We start from the raw sequence: 16359 nt of genomic DNA on the forward strand, positions 1-16359 counted from the left end.
GGGCCGTCGGGGTCGGGGCCGATCATACCGAGGGCGCCGGTGATCGCGATGTAGCCGATGTCGTGTCCGGCGGTCGCGGCGAGCGGCCCCTCCTGGCCCCAGCCGGTCATCCGGCCGTAGACGAGGCGCGGATTCCGGGCGAGACAGGCGTCGGGGCCGACGCCGAGGCGTTCGGCGACGCCCGGCCGGTAGCCCTCGATGAGGATGTCGGCGCGTGCGACGAGGTCGAGGACGGTGGCGGGGCCGTCCGGCGCCTTGAGGTCGACGACGGCCGAGCGCTTGTTGCGGTTGGTGAGGTCGCGGGCCGGGTCGATGCCCAGGCCGGGACCGCCGGGGCGGTCGACGCGGACGACGTCGGCGCCGAGGTCGGCGAGGAGCATCGCGGCGAAGGGGCCGGGGCCGATGCCGGCGAGTTCGACCACGCGTACCCCGGTGAGCGGGCCGTTCCCGGCGGTGTGCGTCGTGCTCATCGAGCCCCCAGGCGTGTGTGACACCAATGATGTAACACCGGAGATGCTAGGAACGTGTTCCACTCGGCACAAGCCCCCCGGCCGAGCAAGCGCTTGGAAAATGCCGGAGATGAACGGGGGTGTACTCGCGGTCACCCGGGACAGGTACTCGGGAGTAGGGCGGCGGCGGGGTGCGGTGCGGGACCCGCTATCCTCCGCCGACGACGAGAACCGCGCACGGCGGCGCGGTACGGCCGAAATGAGGGGCTGTATGGACACAGGGGCGGACGCGGGACGGGCCTACGACGTGGTCCTCTTCGGGGCGACCGGATTCGTCGGCGAGCTCACCGCCGAGTATCTGGCCGCGCACGCGCCCACGGAGTGCCGCTGGGCGCTCGCGGGCCGAAACCGGGCCGGACTCACGGCGCTGCGCGAGCGGCTCACCGCTTCGTGGCCGCACTGCGCCGAGCTGCCGCTGGTCGTCGCGGACGCCGCCGACCCCGGTTCGCTGCGCGAACTCGCCGAGTCCGCCCGGGTGGTGGCCACGACGGTCGGTCCCTACGTCTGGTACGGCGACGGGCTCGTCGGCGCGTGCGCCGAGGCGGGCACGGACTACGTGGACCTGACCGGCGAGGCCGAGTTCGTCGACCTGACCTACGTACGGCACGACGCGCGCGCCCGGGAGACCGGCGCCCGCATCGTGCACGCCTGCGGCTTCGACTCCGTCCCGCACGACCTGGGCGTGTACTTCACCGTCCAGCAGCTTCCGGAGGACGTACCGCTCCGGGTGGACGGCTTCGTCCGGGCCGGGGCGCAGTTCTCCGGCGGCACCTTCGCCTCGGCGCTGACGGCGTTCGGCCGGGGCCGGGAGATTCTCCGGGCGGCGCACGAACGGCGGCTGCACGAACCGCGGTTGGTCGGGCGCCGGGCCCGTGCGCCGCTGGGCGGGCCGCGGTTCAGCCGGGAGACCGGGACCTGGGCGCTGCCTCTGCCGACGCTCGACCCGCAGGTCGTGGCCCGTTCGGCGGCGGCCCTCGACCGGTACGGGCCGGACTTCCGCTACCGGCACTACGCCTCCGTGAAGACGCTCCCGATGGCCCTCGGGGGCACCGCGGCCATCGGCGCGAGCGTGGCGGCGGCCCAACTGCCCCCGGTCCGCGCCTGGCTGATGGAGCGTTACCAGGCGGGACAAGGACCGTCCGCCGAGCGGCGGGCCCGCAGCTGGTTCTCGGTGCGCTTCGTCGGCGAGGGCGGCGGACGCCGGGTGTTCACCGAGGTCTCGGGCGGCGACCCGGGGTACGACGAGACGGCGAAGATGCTCGCCGAGTCGGCGCTCAGCCTCGCCTTCGACCCGCTGCCGAAGACCTCGGGCCAGGTGACGACGGCGGTGGCGATGGGCGACGCGCTCATCGGGCGGCTGCGGTCGGCGGGCATCCGCTTCCGGGTGGCGCACCGGGGCTGAGCGGCCCGGTCCGGGGGTACCGGAGGGGTCAGGGCCGTACGAGACGGAAGGGGTGACCGGCGGGGTCGGCGTAGACCCGCCAGGCCGCGTCACCACCGCCGTCGTCGAGCGGCTCGGCCCCGAGCGCGAGGACGGCCTCGTGTGCGGCATCGAGGTCGTCGACCCGCACGTCGAGATGGAACTGCTGCTCGGGCGCGCCCCAGACGGGCGGCCGATGGTCGGCCACGCCCTGGAAGGCGAGCACGGGACCGCCGTCACCACGCAACACGGCGGACCCTTCACCGACGGCCCACCGGGCCTCGGGGCTCTCCACCTCACCACCGATCAACTGCCGGTAGAACTCGGCGAGTTCCCAGGCGTCCGGGCAGTCCAGAACGAGGCACCGCAGACGCCCGATCACACCGAGACCCCTTCAACGAGAACGTACGGCATGGCGCGGACCCGGGCGGGGACGACCGGAACGGCCCCGTCGGGGTTCGGGTTCGGGCCGCGCCCCGCGGAACGCGACGAAACGGAAAGGGGTGTTGTCATGCACCCCACTCTGCCGGTCCCCCGCGCGACCCGGTATCCGTACAGGTACTCAGCTTGCCGCTCGACGTACTCGGGAGCTGCGGCCGGTCTCCGGCTCATGTGGTCGCGCGTCCGGGGAGGCTGACGGGACAAGGGGCACGGGCCACCGGGCCACTTCGGGCGTCAGGCTTCGCCGAGGGCCTCCCTCAGGGCGCTGCGGCACAGGGAGTCCGCGTGGCGGGTCGTCTCGGGGATGCGGTAGCGGGGGGTGAGGTGGAGGGTGTGGGCGCACGCGTTGGGCAGGGAGACCCGGTGGCCGACGGAGACGAAGACCGGCTTCACCCGGGCCCGGGTGCGCAGGGCGCTGCCGACCTCCTCACCGGCCGCCAGGAGCGGGGCGAAGTCGCCGCGTTCCGGGCCCGGTTGCTCGTAGGTGAAGGTGAACGGGTTCTTCGCGACACCGATCGACGGCCGGCCCGTGAGCACCCCGAGGTGGCTGGCGAGGCCGAAGCGGCGGGGGTGGGCGAGGCCGTAGCCGTCGCAGACGAGCAGACCGGGGTCGGCGGTCAGGCGGTCGAGCGCGGCGAGGACCGTCGGGATCTCCCGGAAGGCGAGCAGCCCGGGGACGTACGGGAACGAGACCCGGCCGACCGCCGTGGCCTCCTCCACCACCTCCAGGGTCCGCGCGTCCAGGACGACGGCCGCGGCGGCGACGAGATCGCGCTCGTCGTCGTAGGCCACGTCGAGCCCCGTGACGTGGCCCACGCCGACCGCCGGCCCCTCCTCGTCGCGTACGAGGCGTCCGCACAGCTCCTGCTGGACGGCCCGGGCGGCGGCCTCGTCGACGGGCCAGCCCGCCGGAATCTCGATGATCGTCATGATGCGGGCCACCCTACGGGCGCCCGTCGACCGGCTCCCAGCCCGTGCACCGTAGAGCGCCGTCCGGGGGCTGGGACGGCCCGCCGGGGTCCGGGCCTCGCCCGGTAGCCTGGCGATCATGTTCGTTCTGGAATTGACCTACACCGCGCCGGTCGAGCGCGTGGACGCGCTGCTCGACGCGCACATCGAGTGGCTCGACGCGCAGTACGCCGCCGGCGTCATCGTCGCCTCGGGCCGCAAGAACCCGCGCGACGGCGGCGTGATCCTGGCCGCCGGGGTCGACCGCGCGGCAATCGAGAAGATCGTGGCGGCCGACCCGTTCAGCGTCGAGGGCGTCTGTGCGTACCGGATCACGGAGTTCTACGCGACCAGGACCGCCGAGGAGCTCGCCGCGTTCCGGGAGCGGCTTCCGTCCTGACGGCCCCTCGCGACGGCCCCTTTCACGGCCCTTCCCACGGCCCTTCTGAAGGCCTACCCGTCAGTGGCGGCCCAGTCGGGCGATCCTTCCCTTCTCGCCCGCCGCCCAGCAGGAGCCGTCCGGCGTGCAGTCCACCGTGTCGTACGAGCCGGTGTCGACCGTGCGCCAGGTGCGGCCGCCGTCGGTGGTGAGGTCCGTGCCGGTCGGGCCGACGGCGAGCGCCGCGTCCCTGCTGTGCGGGAGCCAGGCGACGCCGGAGCGGTACGCGGGCGGCGGAGTGGCCGAGGCACTCCAGCCGCGGCCCCCGTTCCCGGTGACCGCCCCGGCCTGCGGGGACGGCTGGTCCTTGCGGTAGTCGCCGCCGACGGCGATGCCGTGCGCGCGGTCGCGGAAGGCGAGGCCGAAGACGCCGCGGGCCGGGTCCCCCGCCGGGATCGGCGTGACGGTGGCGGTCCAGGTCAGCCCCCGGTCGGAGGAGTGGAGCACGCGCGCGGTGGCTCCGCCGCCGGTCGCCAGCCACACGTCCCGCGGCCCGGCCGACACCAGGCACTGGCCGCTCGCGGCGAAGCCCGCCTCTCCGGGGAGCGCGTCCGGCATCCCGGCGTTCGGCAGCACCTGCCAGGAACGGCCGCCGTCGCGGGTGGCGAGGATGCGGTACTTGCCGTCGACCGGGTCGCTCATGGCGAGTCCGTGCCTGCGGTCGAAGAAGGTCATGCAGTCGTAGAAGGCCCGCGGATCGGTGTTGCGGAAGGACTCGGTCCAGGTGGCGCCGCCGTCCTCGGTGCGCAGCACGCGCGAGGCCTCGCCCTCTCCGATGGCGAGGACGACGGCGCGGCGGGCGTCGAACGCCTCCACGTCACGGAACTCCAGCTCGCCCGCGCCCGGCGGCGATACGTTTCGCCAGCTCCGGCCGCCGTCGGTGGTCAGCAGCACCGTGCCCTTGGAGCCCGCGGCCCAGGCGGTCCTGCGGTCGACGGGCGCGAGCCCGCGGAATCGGGCGTCGGTACCGGTCGGCGTCAGCTCCCAGCCCGCCGCGTTCCTGTCGGTCGCCGCCGTGGGGGTCTCCCCGGCTCGCGCGGGCGCGGCCAGGGTCAGCGCGAGCGCCGCCCCGATCAGTCCCACCGACATCATTCGTCTCGTGTTCCCCATGGACGTCATGGCGCCGGAAGCTAGTGCCCACGGCCCCTCCCCGTCCAGGGTGCGTCCCCCGCCGGGGGTTCCCAGGCCCTGTCGTCACACTCCCGTCCGCCCCGCGACGCCATGCACGCACCTGACGCCGCGGGGCCGCCCTTCGGGCGACGACGGGAGTCCGACGACAGGCCTAGGCTGGGTGCCATGACCGACCGTACGAGCGAGCGAGCGGCCGACGAGAAGCCGAAGCTCAAGGAGTACGAGGGCGAGGGCATCACCGTCACGTTCGAGCCGCGCCGGTGTCTGCACGCGGCCGAGTGCGTGCACGGGCTGCCCGAGGTCTTCGATCTCTCCCGGCGTCCGTGGGTGCTGCCCGACGCCGCCGAGGCCGGTCTGGTGGCGGAGGTCGTCCGCCGGTGCCCCTCCGGGGCGCTGCATCACCACCCGGCGGACGGCTCCGTCGAACACCCCGACTCCCCCACCTCCGTCCGCCGGACGCCGTCCGGTCAGCTCGTGCTGCGCGGGGACCTGCTCGTGGGCGGCTCGTACGGCGACCGGCGCGAGACCCGGGTCGTGCTCTGCGGCTGCGGAGCCTCCGGAAACATGCCGTACTGCGACCACTCCGGTCCCTGCGCGGAGCCGGACGACGACGTACCCGAAGCGCGCTGACCTCTTCCCACCTCCTCTGACCTGCGGCGATCCACTCGACGCGCCGCCTCGCACGGCCCTCGCCGCATCCGTGACGCAGCTCACGCACATCCGGAGTGCACGTTCCGGCCGCTCCGCTCGTCTTGCCAGGTGTCAGGTGCCCTGGTGTCGGGGAGACGCACAGGATCCGAAGTCCGCGTGAAAGGAGCCGGTCGTGTCCGCCGTCATCGAGCAGGCCGTCCAGGCCCGTCTGGTCGCATCCGCTCCGCGGATGGAGACCGTCCCCGCCACCCTGCGGTACGACCGCGAGGACCCGTACGCCGTGAGCATGGCGTTCCCTCCTCCGGCGACCCTGGAGGGGGTCGAGGTCTCCTGGGCCTTCGCGCGTGAGCTGCTCGTCCAGGGCGTCGAACGCCCGGCCGGCGTCGGGGACGTACGGCTCCGTCCGTACGGGTACGACCGCACGGTGGTCGAGTTCCACGCCCCGGAAGGCGTGGCCATGGTTCATGTCCGGACGTCGGAACTGCGCCGTTTCCTGGAGCGCTCGCAGCTCCTGGTGCCGGCCGGGCGCGAGCACCAGTACCTGGACTGGGACCAGGATCTGGCGGAGCTGCTGCGCGAGCACCCGTAGCGGTCGGCTCCGGGGGCACCCGGCGCCGACGCCCCGGCCCTGTTCCCGGGTCATCCAGGGCTCGGCCCGTAATTCGGTTGCCCCCTCCCGCTCCCCTGCCTACCGTTCATCACGTCCATGTCGTCGTCCGATCGGAGAAGGACGTTGCTCGTCTGAGGTTGCGAGACACCGTGCCGCGCGTGCCCCCTGTGCCGCGTGTGCCGTTCTCGACCTCGGCGTACGAGCCGTTCTCACGACAGACAGCCCGCGCCCCGGTGTCTCCACGCGTCGCATCACGTCACGTCTGCGCTCACGCATCCGGGAGGCCTCCATGGCGCATCACCCCACTTTCATCACCTGTACCTCGCTCTCCTTCTCCTGGCCCGACGGCACCGAGGTCGTCGACGACTTCCGGCTCACCGTCGGCCCCGGCCGCACCGGTCTCGTCGGGCTCAACGGCTCCGGCAAGTCCACTCTCCTGAAGCTGATCGCCGGCGAGCTGACCCCGGCCTCCGGCACGGTCCGGGTCACCGGCGAGCTCGGCCACCTCCCCCAGAACCTGGTTCTGGACACCTCCCGGCGCGTGGACGAGATCCTCGGCATCGACGCGAAGCGGGCGGCCCTGCACGCCATCGAGGCGGGCGACGCGGCCGAGGAGCACTTCACCGCCCTCGCCGACGACTGGGACGTCGAGGAGCGGGCCCGCGCCACCCTCGACCAGCTCGGGCTGGGCGCCGTCGGTCTCGACCGGACCGTCGGCGAGGTCTCGGGCGGCGAGTCCGTCCTGCTGCGCCTCGCCGCGCTGCTGCTCGCCCGGCCCGATGTGCTGCTCCTCGACGAGCCGACCAACAACCTGGATCTGCACGCCCGCGCACGGCTGTACGAGGCGGTGGAGAACTGGTCCGGAGTCCTGGTCGTGGTGAGCCACGACCGTGAACTCCTGGAGCGCGTCGACCAGATCGCCGATCTGCGGGACGGATCCGTCACCTGGTACGGCGGCGCCTACTCCGACTACGAGGCCGCGCTCGCCACCGAACAGGACGCGGCGGAGCGGATGGTCCGCGTCGCCGAGGCGGACGTTCAGCGCCAGAAGCGGGAACTCGCCGATTCCCGGATGAAGCTGGCCCGCCGCAAGCGGTACGGACAGAAGAGCTTCGAGAACAAGGTCGTTCCGAAGATCGTGGCGAACAACCGCAGGAGCGAGGCCCAGGTCTCGGCCGGCAAGCACAAGGCACTGCACATCGAGCGCCTCTCGGAGGCCCGGGAGCGGCTCGACGCCGCCGTGGAGGCGGTGCGGGACGACGACGAGATCCGCGTCGAACTGCCGCGCACCTCGGTGCCACCGGGCCGCGAGGTGCTGTTCCTGCGGAACCTGGAGCTGCGGTACGGGGCCCGGGTGGCCGGCGGGTTCGAGCTGCGCGGTCCGGAGCGGATCGCGCTGGTCGGCAGGAACGGCGCCGGGAAGACGACGCTGCTGCGCACGATCGCCGGGGAGCTCGAACCGGTTTCGGGCGAGACGGAGGCGCGGGTGCCGCTCCGTTTCCTGCCGCAGCGGCTCGATGTCCTCGACGACGGGTTGAGCGTGGTGGAGAACGTGGCCCGGTTCGCGCCCACGGCGACGGGGAACGCGATCAGGGCGCGGCTGGCACGGTTTCTGTTCCGGGGAGCCCGGGCGGATCAGCCCGTCGGCACCCTGTCGGGCGGGGAGCGGTTCCGGGCGACGCTCGCGGCGCTGCTCCTCGCGGAGCCGGCGCCGCAGCTGCTGATGCTGGACGAGCCGACGAACAATCTGGACATGGCATCGGTGCGGAAGCTGACGGCGGCCCTCGACGCGTACGAGGGGGCGCTGATCGTGGCGAGCCACGACGTGACCTTCCTGGAGTCGCTGGGGATCACCCGCTGGCTGCTGCTCGACGGTGAGCTGCGGCCCACGACGGCGGAGGAGGTACGGGAAGCGGTGGCGAGCCCCCGCCAGGACCGGCTCGCGCCCGGGTCTAGCGGTGGAGTAACGCCCAGGACTTGGTGCCGCCGCCCGGAGTGAGGACGGGGGCGAGGCCCCAGTCGCCTCCGTGCGCGTCGACCGCCGCGGCCAGCAGCCACATGCTGCGGCTGCGGCGGTCGCGGCATTCCTCGGCCGCGCCGGGTGAGTGGTGGGCCGGATGCTGGTCGTACAGCACGATCCGCAGCGCCTCGTACTGCCAGCGGACGCGCAGGACCATCTCCCGGTCGGGGGTGAACCGGTAGGCCGCGGCGACGAGTTCGGAGGCGGCGAGGGCGGCGGTCTCGCAGAGGTCGTCGAGGCCGTGCCGGTCGAGGAGTGACTCGATCGACCGGCGTGCGAGACCGGCGCAGTAGGCGCCTCCGGGGAGAAGCAGGGAGTAGCTGAGGTTCTCCGTGGCGGGGGGTATGGGCCCGGCCGCGGCGGCGGACGGGAGGCAACGCAGGGCGCCCTTCATCGGGTTGCTCACTTTTCCTGTGCATGGGGGTGCATGGGGGTCCCTCCACACGGTCGGTAGCCCCGTGTGAGACTTGCGCTACCGACCGTAGCGTACGACCGGAGCACAGTGCTACTACTTGCGGGTACTCGTGGCATTCCGGCCATAACCGGCGTCACGTAACGAAGGGGAGATCGAGCGTGCCACCCAGGAGCAGCCCGACCGCACGACAGCAGCGACTCGGGAGCGAACTGCGCAGACTGCGCGAACAATCGGGGATGTCGGCCCAGCAGGCCGCCGCCCTCCTGGGCGTCGACCGCACCCGCATCCCGAACATCGAGTCGGGCCGCTTCGGCATCAGCCCCGAGCGCGTCCGCACCCTCGCCTTCAACTACGGCTGCCCGGACACCGGACTCGTCGACCTCCTCGCCGCCATGGCCCATGAGCGGGACCGCGGCTGGTGGGAGGAGCACCGCGGACTGCTGCCGCCCGCACTCATCGACATCGCGGAACTGGAGCACCACGCGCGGGAGTTGCACACCGCCGTCACGACCCACATCCCGGGCATCCTGCAGACCGAGGATCACGCGCGGGCCGTCTTCGACACCGCCGTCCCGCCGCTGCCGGGACCCGACCTGGAGGCCCGGCTCGCCCTGCGGCTGCGCCGCCAGGAGGTCCTCGACCGGGACCGGCCCGTCCCGTACGAGGCGGTGATCCACGAGGCGGCGCTGCGCATGCAGTTCGGCGGACCGAAGGTCGCCAGGGAGCAGCTGGAGCACATCCTGGCGCACTCCGAGCGGGACAACGTCACCGTGCGCGTCATCCCCTTCACCGCGGGGGGTTTCCCGGGAGCGGGCCAGTCGTTCACCTATGTGGCCGCGCCCGTGGCACAGCTCGACACCGTGCAGCTCGACTCCTCCCACGGCTCCCTCCTTCTCGACGCCGACATGCAACTGCGCCGGTACAGGGGCTTGTTGGACCGACTGCGCGCGCTCACCCTGTCCACGGAAGACTCACGCGCGTTCGTCCGCACCGTCGCCCAGGAACTGTGAAGGACCCCCCACACGATGAACCTCACGACCGCCACGCCCGCGGCGCCCGCCTCCGCCGCGTCCGCCGACACCACCGTCACTCCCCGGTCCGCCCGTCCCGCCGTCGAGATCGACTGGGACGAGGCCTTCTGCAGCGAGGGCGCCAACTGCTTCCGGTTCGGCCTCGACGAAGCGGGCCGGGCGTACATCGGCTCGACCCTGGCCCCCGGCGCGTACGTCAGCGACTCGGTGGAGGCACTGCGGGCGTTGATCCACGCGGTGAAGGCCGGCGCGGCGGACCATCTGCTCTGACCGGCGCCCCGGGCGCCGTCCGGGCGCCGGAAAGCCAATCCATTCGGGCCGGAACCGCCGCCCCGGCGCCGGAAAGCCATCCGCTTCGCACCGAGACTCGCCGTCCGGGCGCCGGAAAGCCATCCGCTTCGGGCCGCCGGCCGACTGCGCCGAGCCGCCGGGCATCTGCTCTGCGTAGTTTTTCCGAGGACCTCCGCGGGGCGCCCAGGACGTGACCTGCGTCTCCGGCACCGCACCGGAGCAGCGCACATAACGGAACGTAACCGGACATCGCCGGTTCGGGCTTGGCCGACGCCTTACGGAGCCTTAACCTACGGTCTCGTAACCTACGAATCCGTAGGTATGCCCGTATGCCCCCTCTCCGTCCCCAGGAGTCCCCGTGACGCTCACCTCTCCCCACCTCGGCAGCTCGACAGGGTGGACCGACGCGCGGCTGCTCTACGCGCTGGAAGAGGTCGTGGAGAAGGAGCTCAACCGGCACCTGAAGGTCACCAAGGACTGGATGCCGCACGAGTACGTCCCGTGGTCCGACGCCCGCAACTTCCCCGGCTTCTTCGAGGACGGGGAGGCCTGGGACCCGGCGCAGTCCAAGGTGACCGAGATCGGCAAGATCGCCCTCGTCGTCAACCTGCTCACCGAGGACAACCTCCCGAGCTACCACCACGAGATCGCCAGCCTCTTCGGCCGCGACGGCGCCTGGGGCACCTGGGTGCACCGCTGGACCGCCGAGGAGGGCCGGCACGGCATCGTGATGCGCGACTACCTGCTCGCCTCGCGCGCCGTCGACCCGGACAAGCTGGAGCAGTTCCGGATGGCGCACATGAGCGAGGGCTTCGAGTCCGACAACCGCCACTCGATGCTGCACTCCGTGGCGTACGTCGCCTTCCAGGAGCTCGCCACCCGCATCTCGCACCGGAACACCGGCCACCAGTCCGGCGACCCGGTCTGCGACCGGATGCTGGCCCGGATCGCCACCGACGAGAACCTGCACATGGTCTTCTACCGCAACCTGCTCGGCGCGGCGTTCGAGATCGCCCCCGACCTGACCATGCAGGCCGTGCGGGACGTCGTGGTCAACTTCCGGATGCCCGGACACGGCATGCCCGGCTTCGAGCGGGCGGCGGCGCAGATGGCGATCGGCGAGATCTACAACATGCGCATCCACCACGACGACGTGCTCCAGCCCGTCCTCCGCTTCCTGAAGGTCCTCCAGATCGAGGGCCTCGGGCCGGACGGTCTGCAGGCGCAGGAGGAGCTGGGGCTGTACATGGACGGTCTCGACTCCGAGGCCAGCAAGTTCGACGCGAAGCTCGCCGCCCGCAAGGCCCGCATGGCCGCCCGCGCGGCCGGCTGAGCGACGGACCGGCCGACCGGCCGGACGACCGGCTGAGCGAGCGGTTGAGCGACCCTCCGGTCGCGAGCGCTGACACGAGACGGGCGCGGCAGGCTGTGATCAGCCTGCCGCGCCCGTCGTGCCGCGCCCGTCGTAGGCGAAGCCGTCCTGCCGCAGCCGTCCTGCCGCGCCTCCGGACCCCTCGTACCCCCGCGCCGAGGCGTCCGCGCGCCCGCTCAGCCTTCTCGGCGCTTGAGACGGAACCGCTCCTTCTCGGAGAGCCCGCCCCACACCCCGAACCGCTCGTCGTTGCGCAGCGCGTACTCCAGGCACGCCACCCGCCCCTCACAGGCGCCGCACAGCTGCTTGGCCTCGCGGGTGGACGAGCCGGGCGCCGGGAAGAAGAACTCCGGCCCGGCCTGAGCACACAGAGCGGTCTCCTGCCAGGACATGTCGGGCTCCGGTGCGGTCAGTACGGTGCTGTAGGTCTGCATGGCGTACACGCTGCCGGAGGGCCGTAAACGAGCCATCAACGTTCGATCAATGCGACGTTCGCGGCTGTTTGCAACGCGGCGCGCCGAAACTCTTCGCGGCCTCGCCGGAAATCGGCGATGATGGCCGCATGACGACCAGAAAGGCCCATGCCGCGTAGGCGCCCCGCTCCGCTCTCCCGCGCTCGCGCGCCTCCGGGTGACTCCCGCCACCGTCGCCCCTACCCGCGCCACCGAGGAGAGCCCACCCGTGCAGACGACCGCACTCGTGCCCTACGCCCGCCTGCCCCGCACGTACCACGACCGTCATGTCCTGACCAGCACCGTCGACGCCTTCGGCGCCGCCCACTGGCTGCTCACCGAGCGCGCTCCGGAGCCCGGTGGCGACAGGCACCCCTTCGACGCGCTGGTCGTCTCCGTACAGGACGGCGGCGGCGTCGAGGTCACGGAACTGAGCGCCCTGCGGGCCCGGTTTCCGTACCTGGACAGGCTGCCGGACGGCGGATTCGTCGTCGCCTCGGCCCGCGCCCGCCTCGCCGACGCCGATGCCGACGTGGACTGCCGCCAGGTACAGGTCTTCGACGCACTGGGCCGCGAGACCTGGTCCTTCACCGTCGGGGACGCGATCGAGCACCTGCTCGCCGACCCGAGCGGAGCTCTCTGGGTCGGGCACTTCGACGAGAATCCGGCGGGCATCCGCCGCTGGAGCGCGACGGGTGAACTCCGATGGAGCAGCGGCGACGTGCCCGGGGCCGGCTGGATCATGGACTGCTACGCCCTGAACGTGGCCGACTCCGTCGCCTGGGCCTGCCCGTACACCGACTTCCCGCTCCTGGAGATCCGCCCCGGCCGGCCCGTGCGCGTGCGCGCCAACCCGGTGCGGGGCGCCAAGGCGGTAGCCGTCCACGAGGGGCGTGTCGCCTTCTTCGGCGGCTACGGCGACGAACAGGACCGGATCGCGTACGGCGAGCTCACCGGCACCACCGTCGAGCCCACCGGTGTCGCGCTCCTCACCCGGCCCGACGGCACGCCCGTCGGGCGCCGCCGGGTCGTCGCACGGGCGACCAGGATCTACGTCCAGGACGAACCGTTCACCGCATGGGCCGTGTGGGATCTCAGCGGCTGACCCCCAGGGCGGGCAGAACGGTCTCGGCGACCCGGTACGCCTCCTCCAGGAGCGGGTTTCCGGACAGGATGAAGGTGTCCACGCCCAGGTCCTGGTACTCCTTGAGCCGCTCCACGACCTGGGCCGTGGAGCCGACGACCGCCGTGCCGGGACCGGGCCGGAACAGGCTCATGCCCGGCCAGAGGTTCGGGTGGGTCTCCAGCTCGCGCGCCCTGGCCGGCACCCTGCCGCCGTGCTGGCGGAACTGGCGCTGCCAGCCCACGCCGTCCTCGCCGGCCCGCTCGCCGAGCTGCCGCGCGTACGTCGCCTCACTGGTGACGTCCAGGAGCCGGTCGGCCGCCGCCCACGCCTCGTCCTCGGTGTCGCGGACGATGAGGTGGAGGCGCAGGCCGATGCGGAGGGTACGGCCGTGGGCGGCGGCCCGGGCCCGTACGTGGTCGAGCTTCTCCTTCAGCAGGTGCGGCGGCTCGCCCCAGGTGAGGTAGACGTCGACGTGCTCGGCGGCCATCTCGATCCCGGGCGCCGAGGATCCGCCGAACCAGAGGGGGACGTGCGGCTCCTGGACGGGCCGCAGGTCGCGGAAGGAGGCGCCGGCGTTCCTGAGGTCGTAGAAGCGGCCCTTGTGGTCGAAGACCTCGCCCGCCGTGAGCCGCTTGACGATCGACCAGTACTCGGCGCTCAGTTCGTACCGTTCGTCGTGCTCGACGTGGAGCCCGTACTCGCGCAGCGAGGCGGTGGAACCGTTGACCACGTTGAAGCGGAGCCGCCCGCCGAACAGGTTGTCGAAGCTGAGCGCCATCTTGGCGAGCAGGGTCGGTGCGACCAGCCCGGGGTGGACGGCGAGCAGCGGCTTGAACCGGGTGCTCGTGGACGCCGCGAGCGCCGAACCCAGCGGCCACACGTCGTAGAGGTCCGTGGCCAGCAACGCACCGGTGTAGCCGAGGCGTTCGACGGTTCCGGCGAGCTGTGCGAGGTAGCCGAGGTCGACGGGGCGGCGGCCCGCCGGCTCCCAGGGGTACGCGCCCTCGCGCGGGATGATGTACCAGAGGACCTCGGGTGCCGGTGAGGTCATCGGGAGCCTGCCTTCCGGGGCAGGGCGTCGGCGACGCTGATCGCGCGGTCGATGAACCCGGTGCGGTGGAAGATGTCGGCCGCCTGCTGCTGCTCGGCGACGAACTCCTCTCCCACCTCCTCGATCGTCCAGGGCAGGGCGCGCAGCGCGGTCTCCCAGTCGTCGACCGTGCCGCCCTGGTCCGCGGCGGCGATCTCGGCGGCCTCGCGCGGGTGCGCCGCGGCCCAGCCGTCGGCCCGCCGGAGCGCCCGGGTGAGCGCCTCCACCACCTCGGGCCGCTGCTCGGCGAGGTCGCGGCGGGTGAAGAAGACGGACCGGTCGCTGATGACCTCGCCGGTACGGATCAGGGTGCGCAGCCCACCGGTGCGGCGGGCCGCCGCGAGCTCGGCGCCCTGGGCGACCCAGGCGGTGATCGCGCCGGTACGGAGCTTCTCCTCGCTGCCCGGGTCGGCGCGAACGGCGGTGATGTCGGTGGCGTACGAGAGTCCCGCGTCGTCCAGGGCCTTGGCGACGAGGTGGGTCTGCCAGGAGCCGACGGCCAGATGGACGGTGCCGCCCTTCAGGTCGGCGACGGTACGGACCGGGCTGTCCTCGGGGACGAGGAGTGCGCCGTGATCGGGGCGGGGCGCCGAGACGGCGGTGTAGACGATGTCGTGGCCGGTGGCCTGCGCGGTGACCGGCGGGGTGGAGCCGGTGCCGCCGAAGTCGATGGTGCCGTCGGCGAGATGGGCGCCGGTGCGGACCCCGTCGGTGTACGGGTGCCAGGTCACCGTCTCGCCGAGGGAGGCGAGTTCCTCCTCCGCGTAGCCGAGTCGGGAGAGGTGGTAGAGGGAGGGGTTGCTGCGGTGGACACCGATGACGACGCTCATACGGAGGCTCCTTCGGGAGATGCGGGGGCGGGCTCGGGGGTGGACGTGGCCGCCTCGCCGGGCGCGTGGACGCCCAGGTCGGCGAGGAGGCGGCGGCGCAGGGCCACGAAGGCCGGGTCGCCGGGGTCGCGGGGGCGGGGGACGGTGACGGGCTCGTCGGTGACCAGTCGGCCGTCCCGCAGGACGGCGACCCGGTCGGCGAGGCGTACGGCCTCGTCGACGTCGTGCGTCACGAGGAGCACCGCGGGGCGGTGGATCCGGCGCAGCTCGCCGACCAGGTCCTGCATCCGGAGCCGGGTCAGCGCGTCGAGAGCCGCGAACGGCTCGTCGAGGAGCAGGAGTTCGGGTTCCCGGACCAGGGCTCGGGCGAGCGCGACGCGTTGGGCCTCGCCGCCGGAGAGGGTGGCGGGCCAGGCGTCCGCGTGACGTTCGAGACCGACCTCGGCGAGCGCCCGCAGTCCGGTGGCCCGGGTCGCGGCGCCGCGCGGGAGGCCGACGGTCACATTGGCGAGGACCTTCTTGGAGGGGATGAGCCGGGGTTCCTGGAAGACGATCGTGCGGGCCTCGGGGACGAGCGCCTCTCCCCCGTCGGCTCCGTCGAGGGCGCCGAGGATACGGAGCAGGGTGGTCTTGCCGCTGCCGCTCGCACCGAGAAGGGCGAGGAACTCCCCTCGCCTCAGGTCGAGTTCGAGGCCGTCGAGGACGGGCCGGGTGCCGAAGACACGGCGCAGGCCCCGTACCCGTACCGCCGTGACGGGAGACGATGCGGACGGCGTCATCGGGCTCCTCCCCCGGGACCGGCCGTGCGCCAGGGCATGAGGACCCGCTCCAGGCCCCGGACGAGAACGTCGGCGGTGAGGCCGAGCAGGCCGTAGACCAGGATGCAGACGGCGAGGATGTCGGTGCGGGCGTAGCTCTGGGCCTGGGACATCAGGTATCCGATGCCCTCGGTGGCGTTGATCTCCTCGGCGGCGATGAGCGCGATGACGCTGAGCGTCATGGAGAGCCGCAGTCCGGCGAGGAGCGAGGGCAGGGCGCCGGGGAGGACGACCTGGCGGACGATCGCGAGCCGGCCGAGCCCGAAGCTGCGCATGGCCTCGACGAGTTTGCGGTCGGTGTTGCGGACGCCGCCGCTGGTGGAGACGTACATCGGGAAGGTGGTGGCGACCGCGATGAGAAGGATCTTCGCGGTCTCGTTGATCCCGAACCAGACCATGAAGAGGGGGACGAGGGAGAGGAACGGGATCGTGCGGAGCGTCTGGAGCGAGGAGTCGAGCAGCTCGTCGCCGAGCCGCGTGAAGCCGGTGGTGATGCCGAGGGTGAGCCCGGCGGCGAGACCGATCACGAGACCGAGCCCCGAGCGGGTGAGGGAGGTGGCGAGCGCGTCGGGCAGCTGCCCGTTCCCCCACAGCTCACCGACCGCGTCGATGACCTGGGAGGGCGATGCGAGCACGTCGGGGGTGAGGACCCCGGTGGCGGAGGAGGTCCACCAGAGGGCGAGGAGGGCGACCGGGCCGAGGGCGCGGACGGTGAGGGAGTACGTACGGGAGCGGGGGCGGCGGACATGGGGGCGGGGCGTGACC

The 16359-nt window shown here is 72.7% G+C and carries 19 protein-coding genes; 9 read left to right on the forward strand and 10 right to left on the reverse strand.

Annotated features, from left to right (window positions below):
* A partial coding sequence (locus AOK00_RS16245) for a CoA transferase (RefSeq protein WP_173861574.1) occupies positions 1 to 470 on the reverse strand: 470 nt, incomplete at its 3' end.
* A gap of 250 nt (positions 471 to 720) precedes the next feature.
* Between AOK00_RS16245 and AOK00_RS16250 the strand changes: the two genes are divergently transcribed.
* Positions 721 to 1911, forward strand: a complete 1191-nt coding sequence (locus AOK00_RS16250) for a saccharopine dehydrogenase family protein (RefSeq protein ID WP_055601031.1) — start codon at positions 721 to 723, stop codon at positions 1909 to 1911.
* 28 nt (positions 1912 to 1939) lie between these two features.
* Here the strand turns inward: AOK00_RS16250 and AOK00_RS16255 are convergent, their stop codons facing one another.
* Positions 1940 to 2311, reverse strand: coding sequence for a VOC family protein (locus tag AOK00_RS16255; protein WP_055601032.1), 372 nt, complete (start codon positions 2309 to 2311; stop codon positions 1940 to 1942).
* A 293-nt stretch (positions 2312 to 2604) separates the two neighbouring features.
* Positions 2605 to 3300, reverse strand: a complete 696-nt coding sequence (locus AOK00_RS16260; RefSeq protein ID WP_055601044.1) for an endonuclease V — start codon at positions 3298 to 3300, stop codon at positions 2605 to 2607.
* 118 nt (positions 3301 to 3418) lie between these two features.
* On the opposite strand from AOK00_RS16260, the gene AOK00_RS16265 reads away from it, so the two are divergent.
* Positions 3419 to 3718 (forward strand): YciI family protein, encoded by a 300-nt coding sequence (locus tag AOK00_RS16265; protein WP_055601033.1) that lies wholly within the window; start codon positions 3419 to 3421, stop codon positions 3716 to 3718.
* Positions 3719 to 3778: 60 nt separating this feature from the next.
* Here AOK00_RS16265 and AOK00_RS16270 read toward each other — a convergent pair whose 3' ends face one another.
* Positions 3779 to 4876 carry a WD40/YVTN/BNR-like repeat-containing protein gene (locus AOK00_RS16270; protein ID WP_173861575.1) on the reverse strand — a complete coding sequence of 366 codons (1098 nt, stop codon included), beginning with the start codon at positions 4874 to 4876 and terminating at the stop codon, positions 3779 to 3781.
* 177 nt (positions 4877 to 5053) lie between these two features.
* Between AOK00_RS16270 and AOK00_RS16275 the strand changes: the two genes are divergently transcribed.
* The 3 genes from AOK00_RS16275 (at position 5054) to AOK00_RS16285 (ending at position 8148) form a co-directional block, all read left to right on the forward strand.
* Positions 5054 to 5518 (forward strand): (4Fe-4S)-binding protein, encoded by a 465-nt coding sequence (locus AOK00_RS16275; protein ID WP_055601034.1) that lies wholly within the window; start codon positions 5054 to 5056, stop codon positions 5516 to 5518.
* Positions 5519 to 5711: 193 nt separating this feature from the next.
* Positions 5712 to 6128, forward strand: coding sequence for an SsgA family sporulation/cell division regulator (locus AOK00_RS16280; protein WP_055601035.1), 417 nt, complete (start codon positions 5712 to 5714; stop codon positions 6126 to 6128).
* A gap of 310 nt (positions 6129 to 6438) precedes the next feature.
* Entirely contained in the window at positions 6439 to 8148 is a 1710-nt protein-coding gene (locus AOK00_RS16285) for an ABC-F family ATP-binding cassette domain-containing protein (RefSeq protein WP_159041775.1), read from the forward strand.
* On the opposite strand, the gene AOK00_RS16290 is transcribed toward AOK00_RS16285, so the two are convergent.
* Positions 8102 to 8575 carry an ATP-binding protein gene (locus tag AOK00_RS16290; protein WP_254047382.1) on the reverse strand — a complete coding sequence of 158 codons (474 nt, stop codon included), beginning with the start codon at positions 8573 to 8575 and terminating at the stop codon, positions 8102 to 8104. The two genes, AOK00_RS16285 and AOK00_RS16290, sit on opposite strands and share 47 nt — an antisense overlap.
* Positions 8576 to 8742: 167 nt before the next feature.
* Between AOK00_RS16290 and AOK00_RS16295 the strand changes: the two genes are divergently transcribed.
* The 3 genes from AOK00_RS16295 to AOK00_RS16305 all read left to right on the forward strand — a co-directional run bounded on the left by AOK00_RS16295 (position 8743) and on the right by AOK00_RS16305 (position 11239).
* Entirely contained in the window at positions 8743 to 9594 is an 852-nt protein-coding gene (locus tag AOK00_RS16295; protein ID WP_055601037.1) for a helix-turn-helix domain-containing protein, read from the forward strand.
* 15 nt (positions 9595 to 9609) lie between these two features.
* Entirely contained in the window at positions 9610 to 9885 is a 276-nt protein-coding gene (locus tag AOK00_RS16300; RefSeq protein WP_367870040.1) for a hypothetical protein, read from the forward strand.
* Positions 9886 to 10264: 379 nt separating this feature from the next.
* Positions 10265 to 11239, forward strand: coding sequence for an acyl-ACP desaturase (locus AOK00_RS16305; RefSeq protein WP_055601038.1), 975 nt, complete (start codon positions 10265 to 10267; stop codon positions 11237 to 11239).
* A 215-nt stretch (positions 11240 to 11454) separates the two neighbouring features.
* Here the strand turns inward: AOK00_RS16305 and AOK00_RS16310 are convergent, their stop codons facing one another.
* A complete protein-coding gene (locus AOK00_RS16310; RefSeq protein WP_055601047.1) occupies positions 11455 to 11712 on the reverse strand; it encodes a WhiB family transcriptional regulator in 258 nt (85 codons plus the stop codon).
* Between the two features lie 247 nt (positions 11713 to 11959).
* Here AOK00_RS16310 and AOK00_RS16315 point away from each other — a divergent pair, with 247 nt between their 5' ends.
* Positions 11960 to 12835, forward strand: a complete 876-nt coding sequence (locus AOK00_RS16315) for a hypothetical protein (RefSeq protein ID WP_055601039.1) — start codon at positions 11960 to 11962, stop codon at positions 12833 to 12835.
* Here the strand turns inward: AOK00_RS16315 and AOK00_RS16320 are convergent.
* The 4 genes from AOK00_RS16320 to AOK00_RS16335 form a co-directional block, all read right to left on the reverse strand.
* Positions 12825 to 13907, reverse strand: a complete 1083-nt coding sequence (locus AOK00_RS16320) for an LLM class flavin-dependent oxidoreductase (protein WP_055601040.1) — start codon at positions 13905 to 13907, stop codon at positions 12825 to 12827. The genes AOK00_RS16315 and AOK00_RS16320 overlap by 11 nt on opposite strands.
* Complete coding sequence (locus AOK00_RS16325; RefSeq protein ID WP_055601041.1) at positions 13904 to 14776, reverse strand: ABC transporter substrate-binding protein; 873 nt, start codon at positions 14774 to 14776, stop codon at positions 13904 to 13906. The genes AOK00_RS16320 and AOK00_RS16325 overlap by 4 nt, the downstream gene beginning before the upstream one ends.
* Entirely contained in the window at positions 14773 to 15555 is a 783-nt protein-coding gene (locus AOK00_RS16330) for an ABC transporter ATP-binding protein (RefSeq protein WP_055601042.1), read from the reverse strand. The genes AOK00_RS16325 and AOK00_RS16330 overlap by 4 nt, the downstream gene beginning before the upstream one ends.
* On the reverse strand, positions 15552 to 16359 hold an 808-nt coding region (locus AOK00_RS16335), incomplete at its 5' end, for an ABC transporter permease (protein ID WP_055601043.1). The genes AOK00_RS16335 and AOK00_RS16330, both read right to left, overlap by 4 nt.

Origin of the sequence: Streptomyces aureus, from assembly GCF_001418135.1 — a bacterium.
Classification (GTDB): domain Bacteria; phylum Actinomycetota; class Actinomycetes; order Streptomycetales; family Streptomycetaceae; genus Streptomyces; species Streptomyces aureus_A.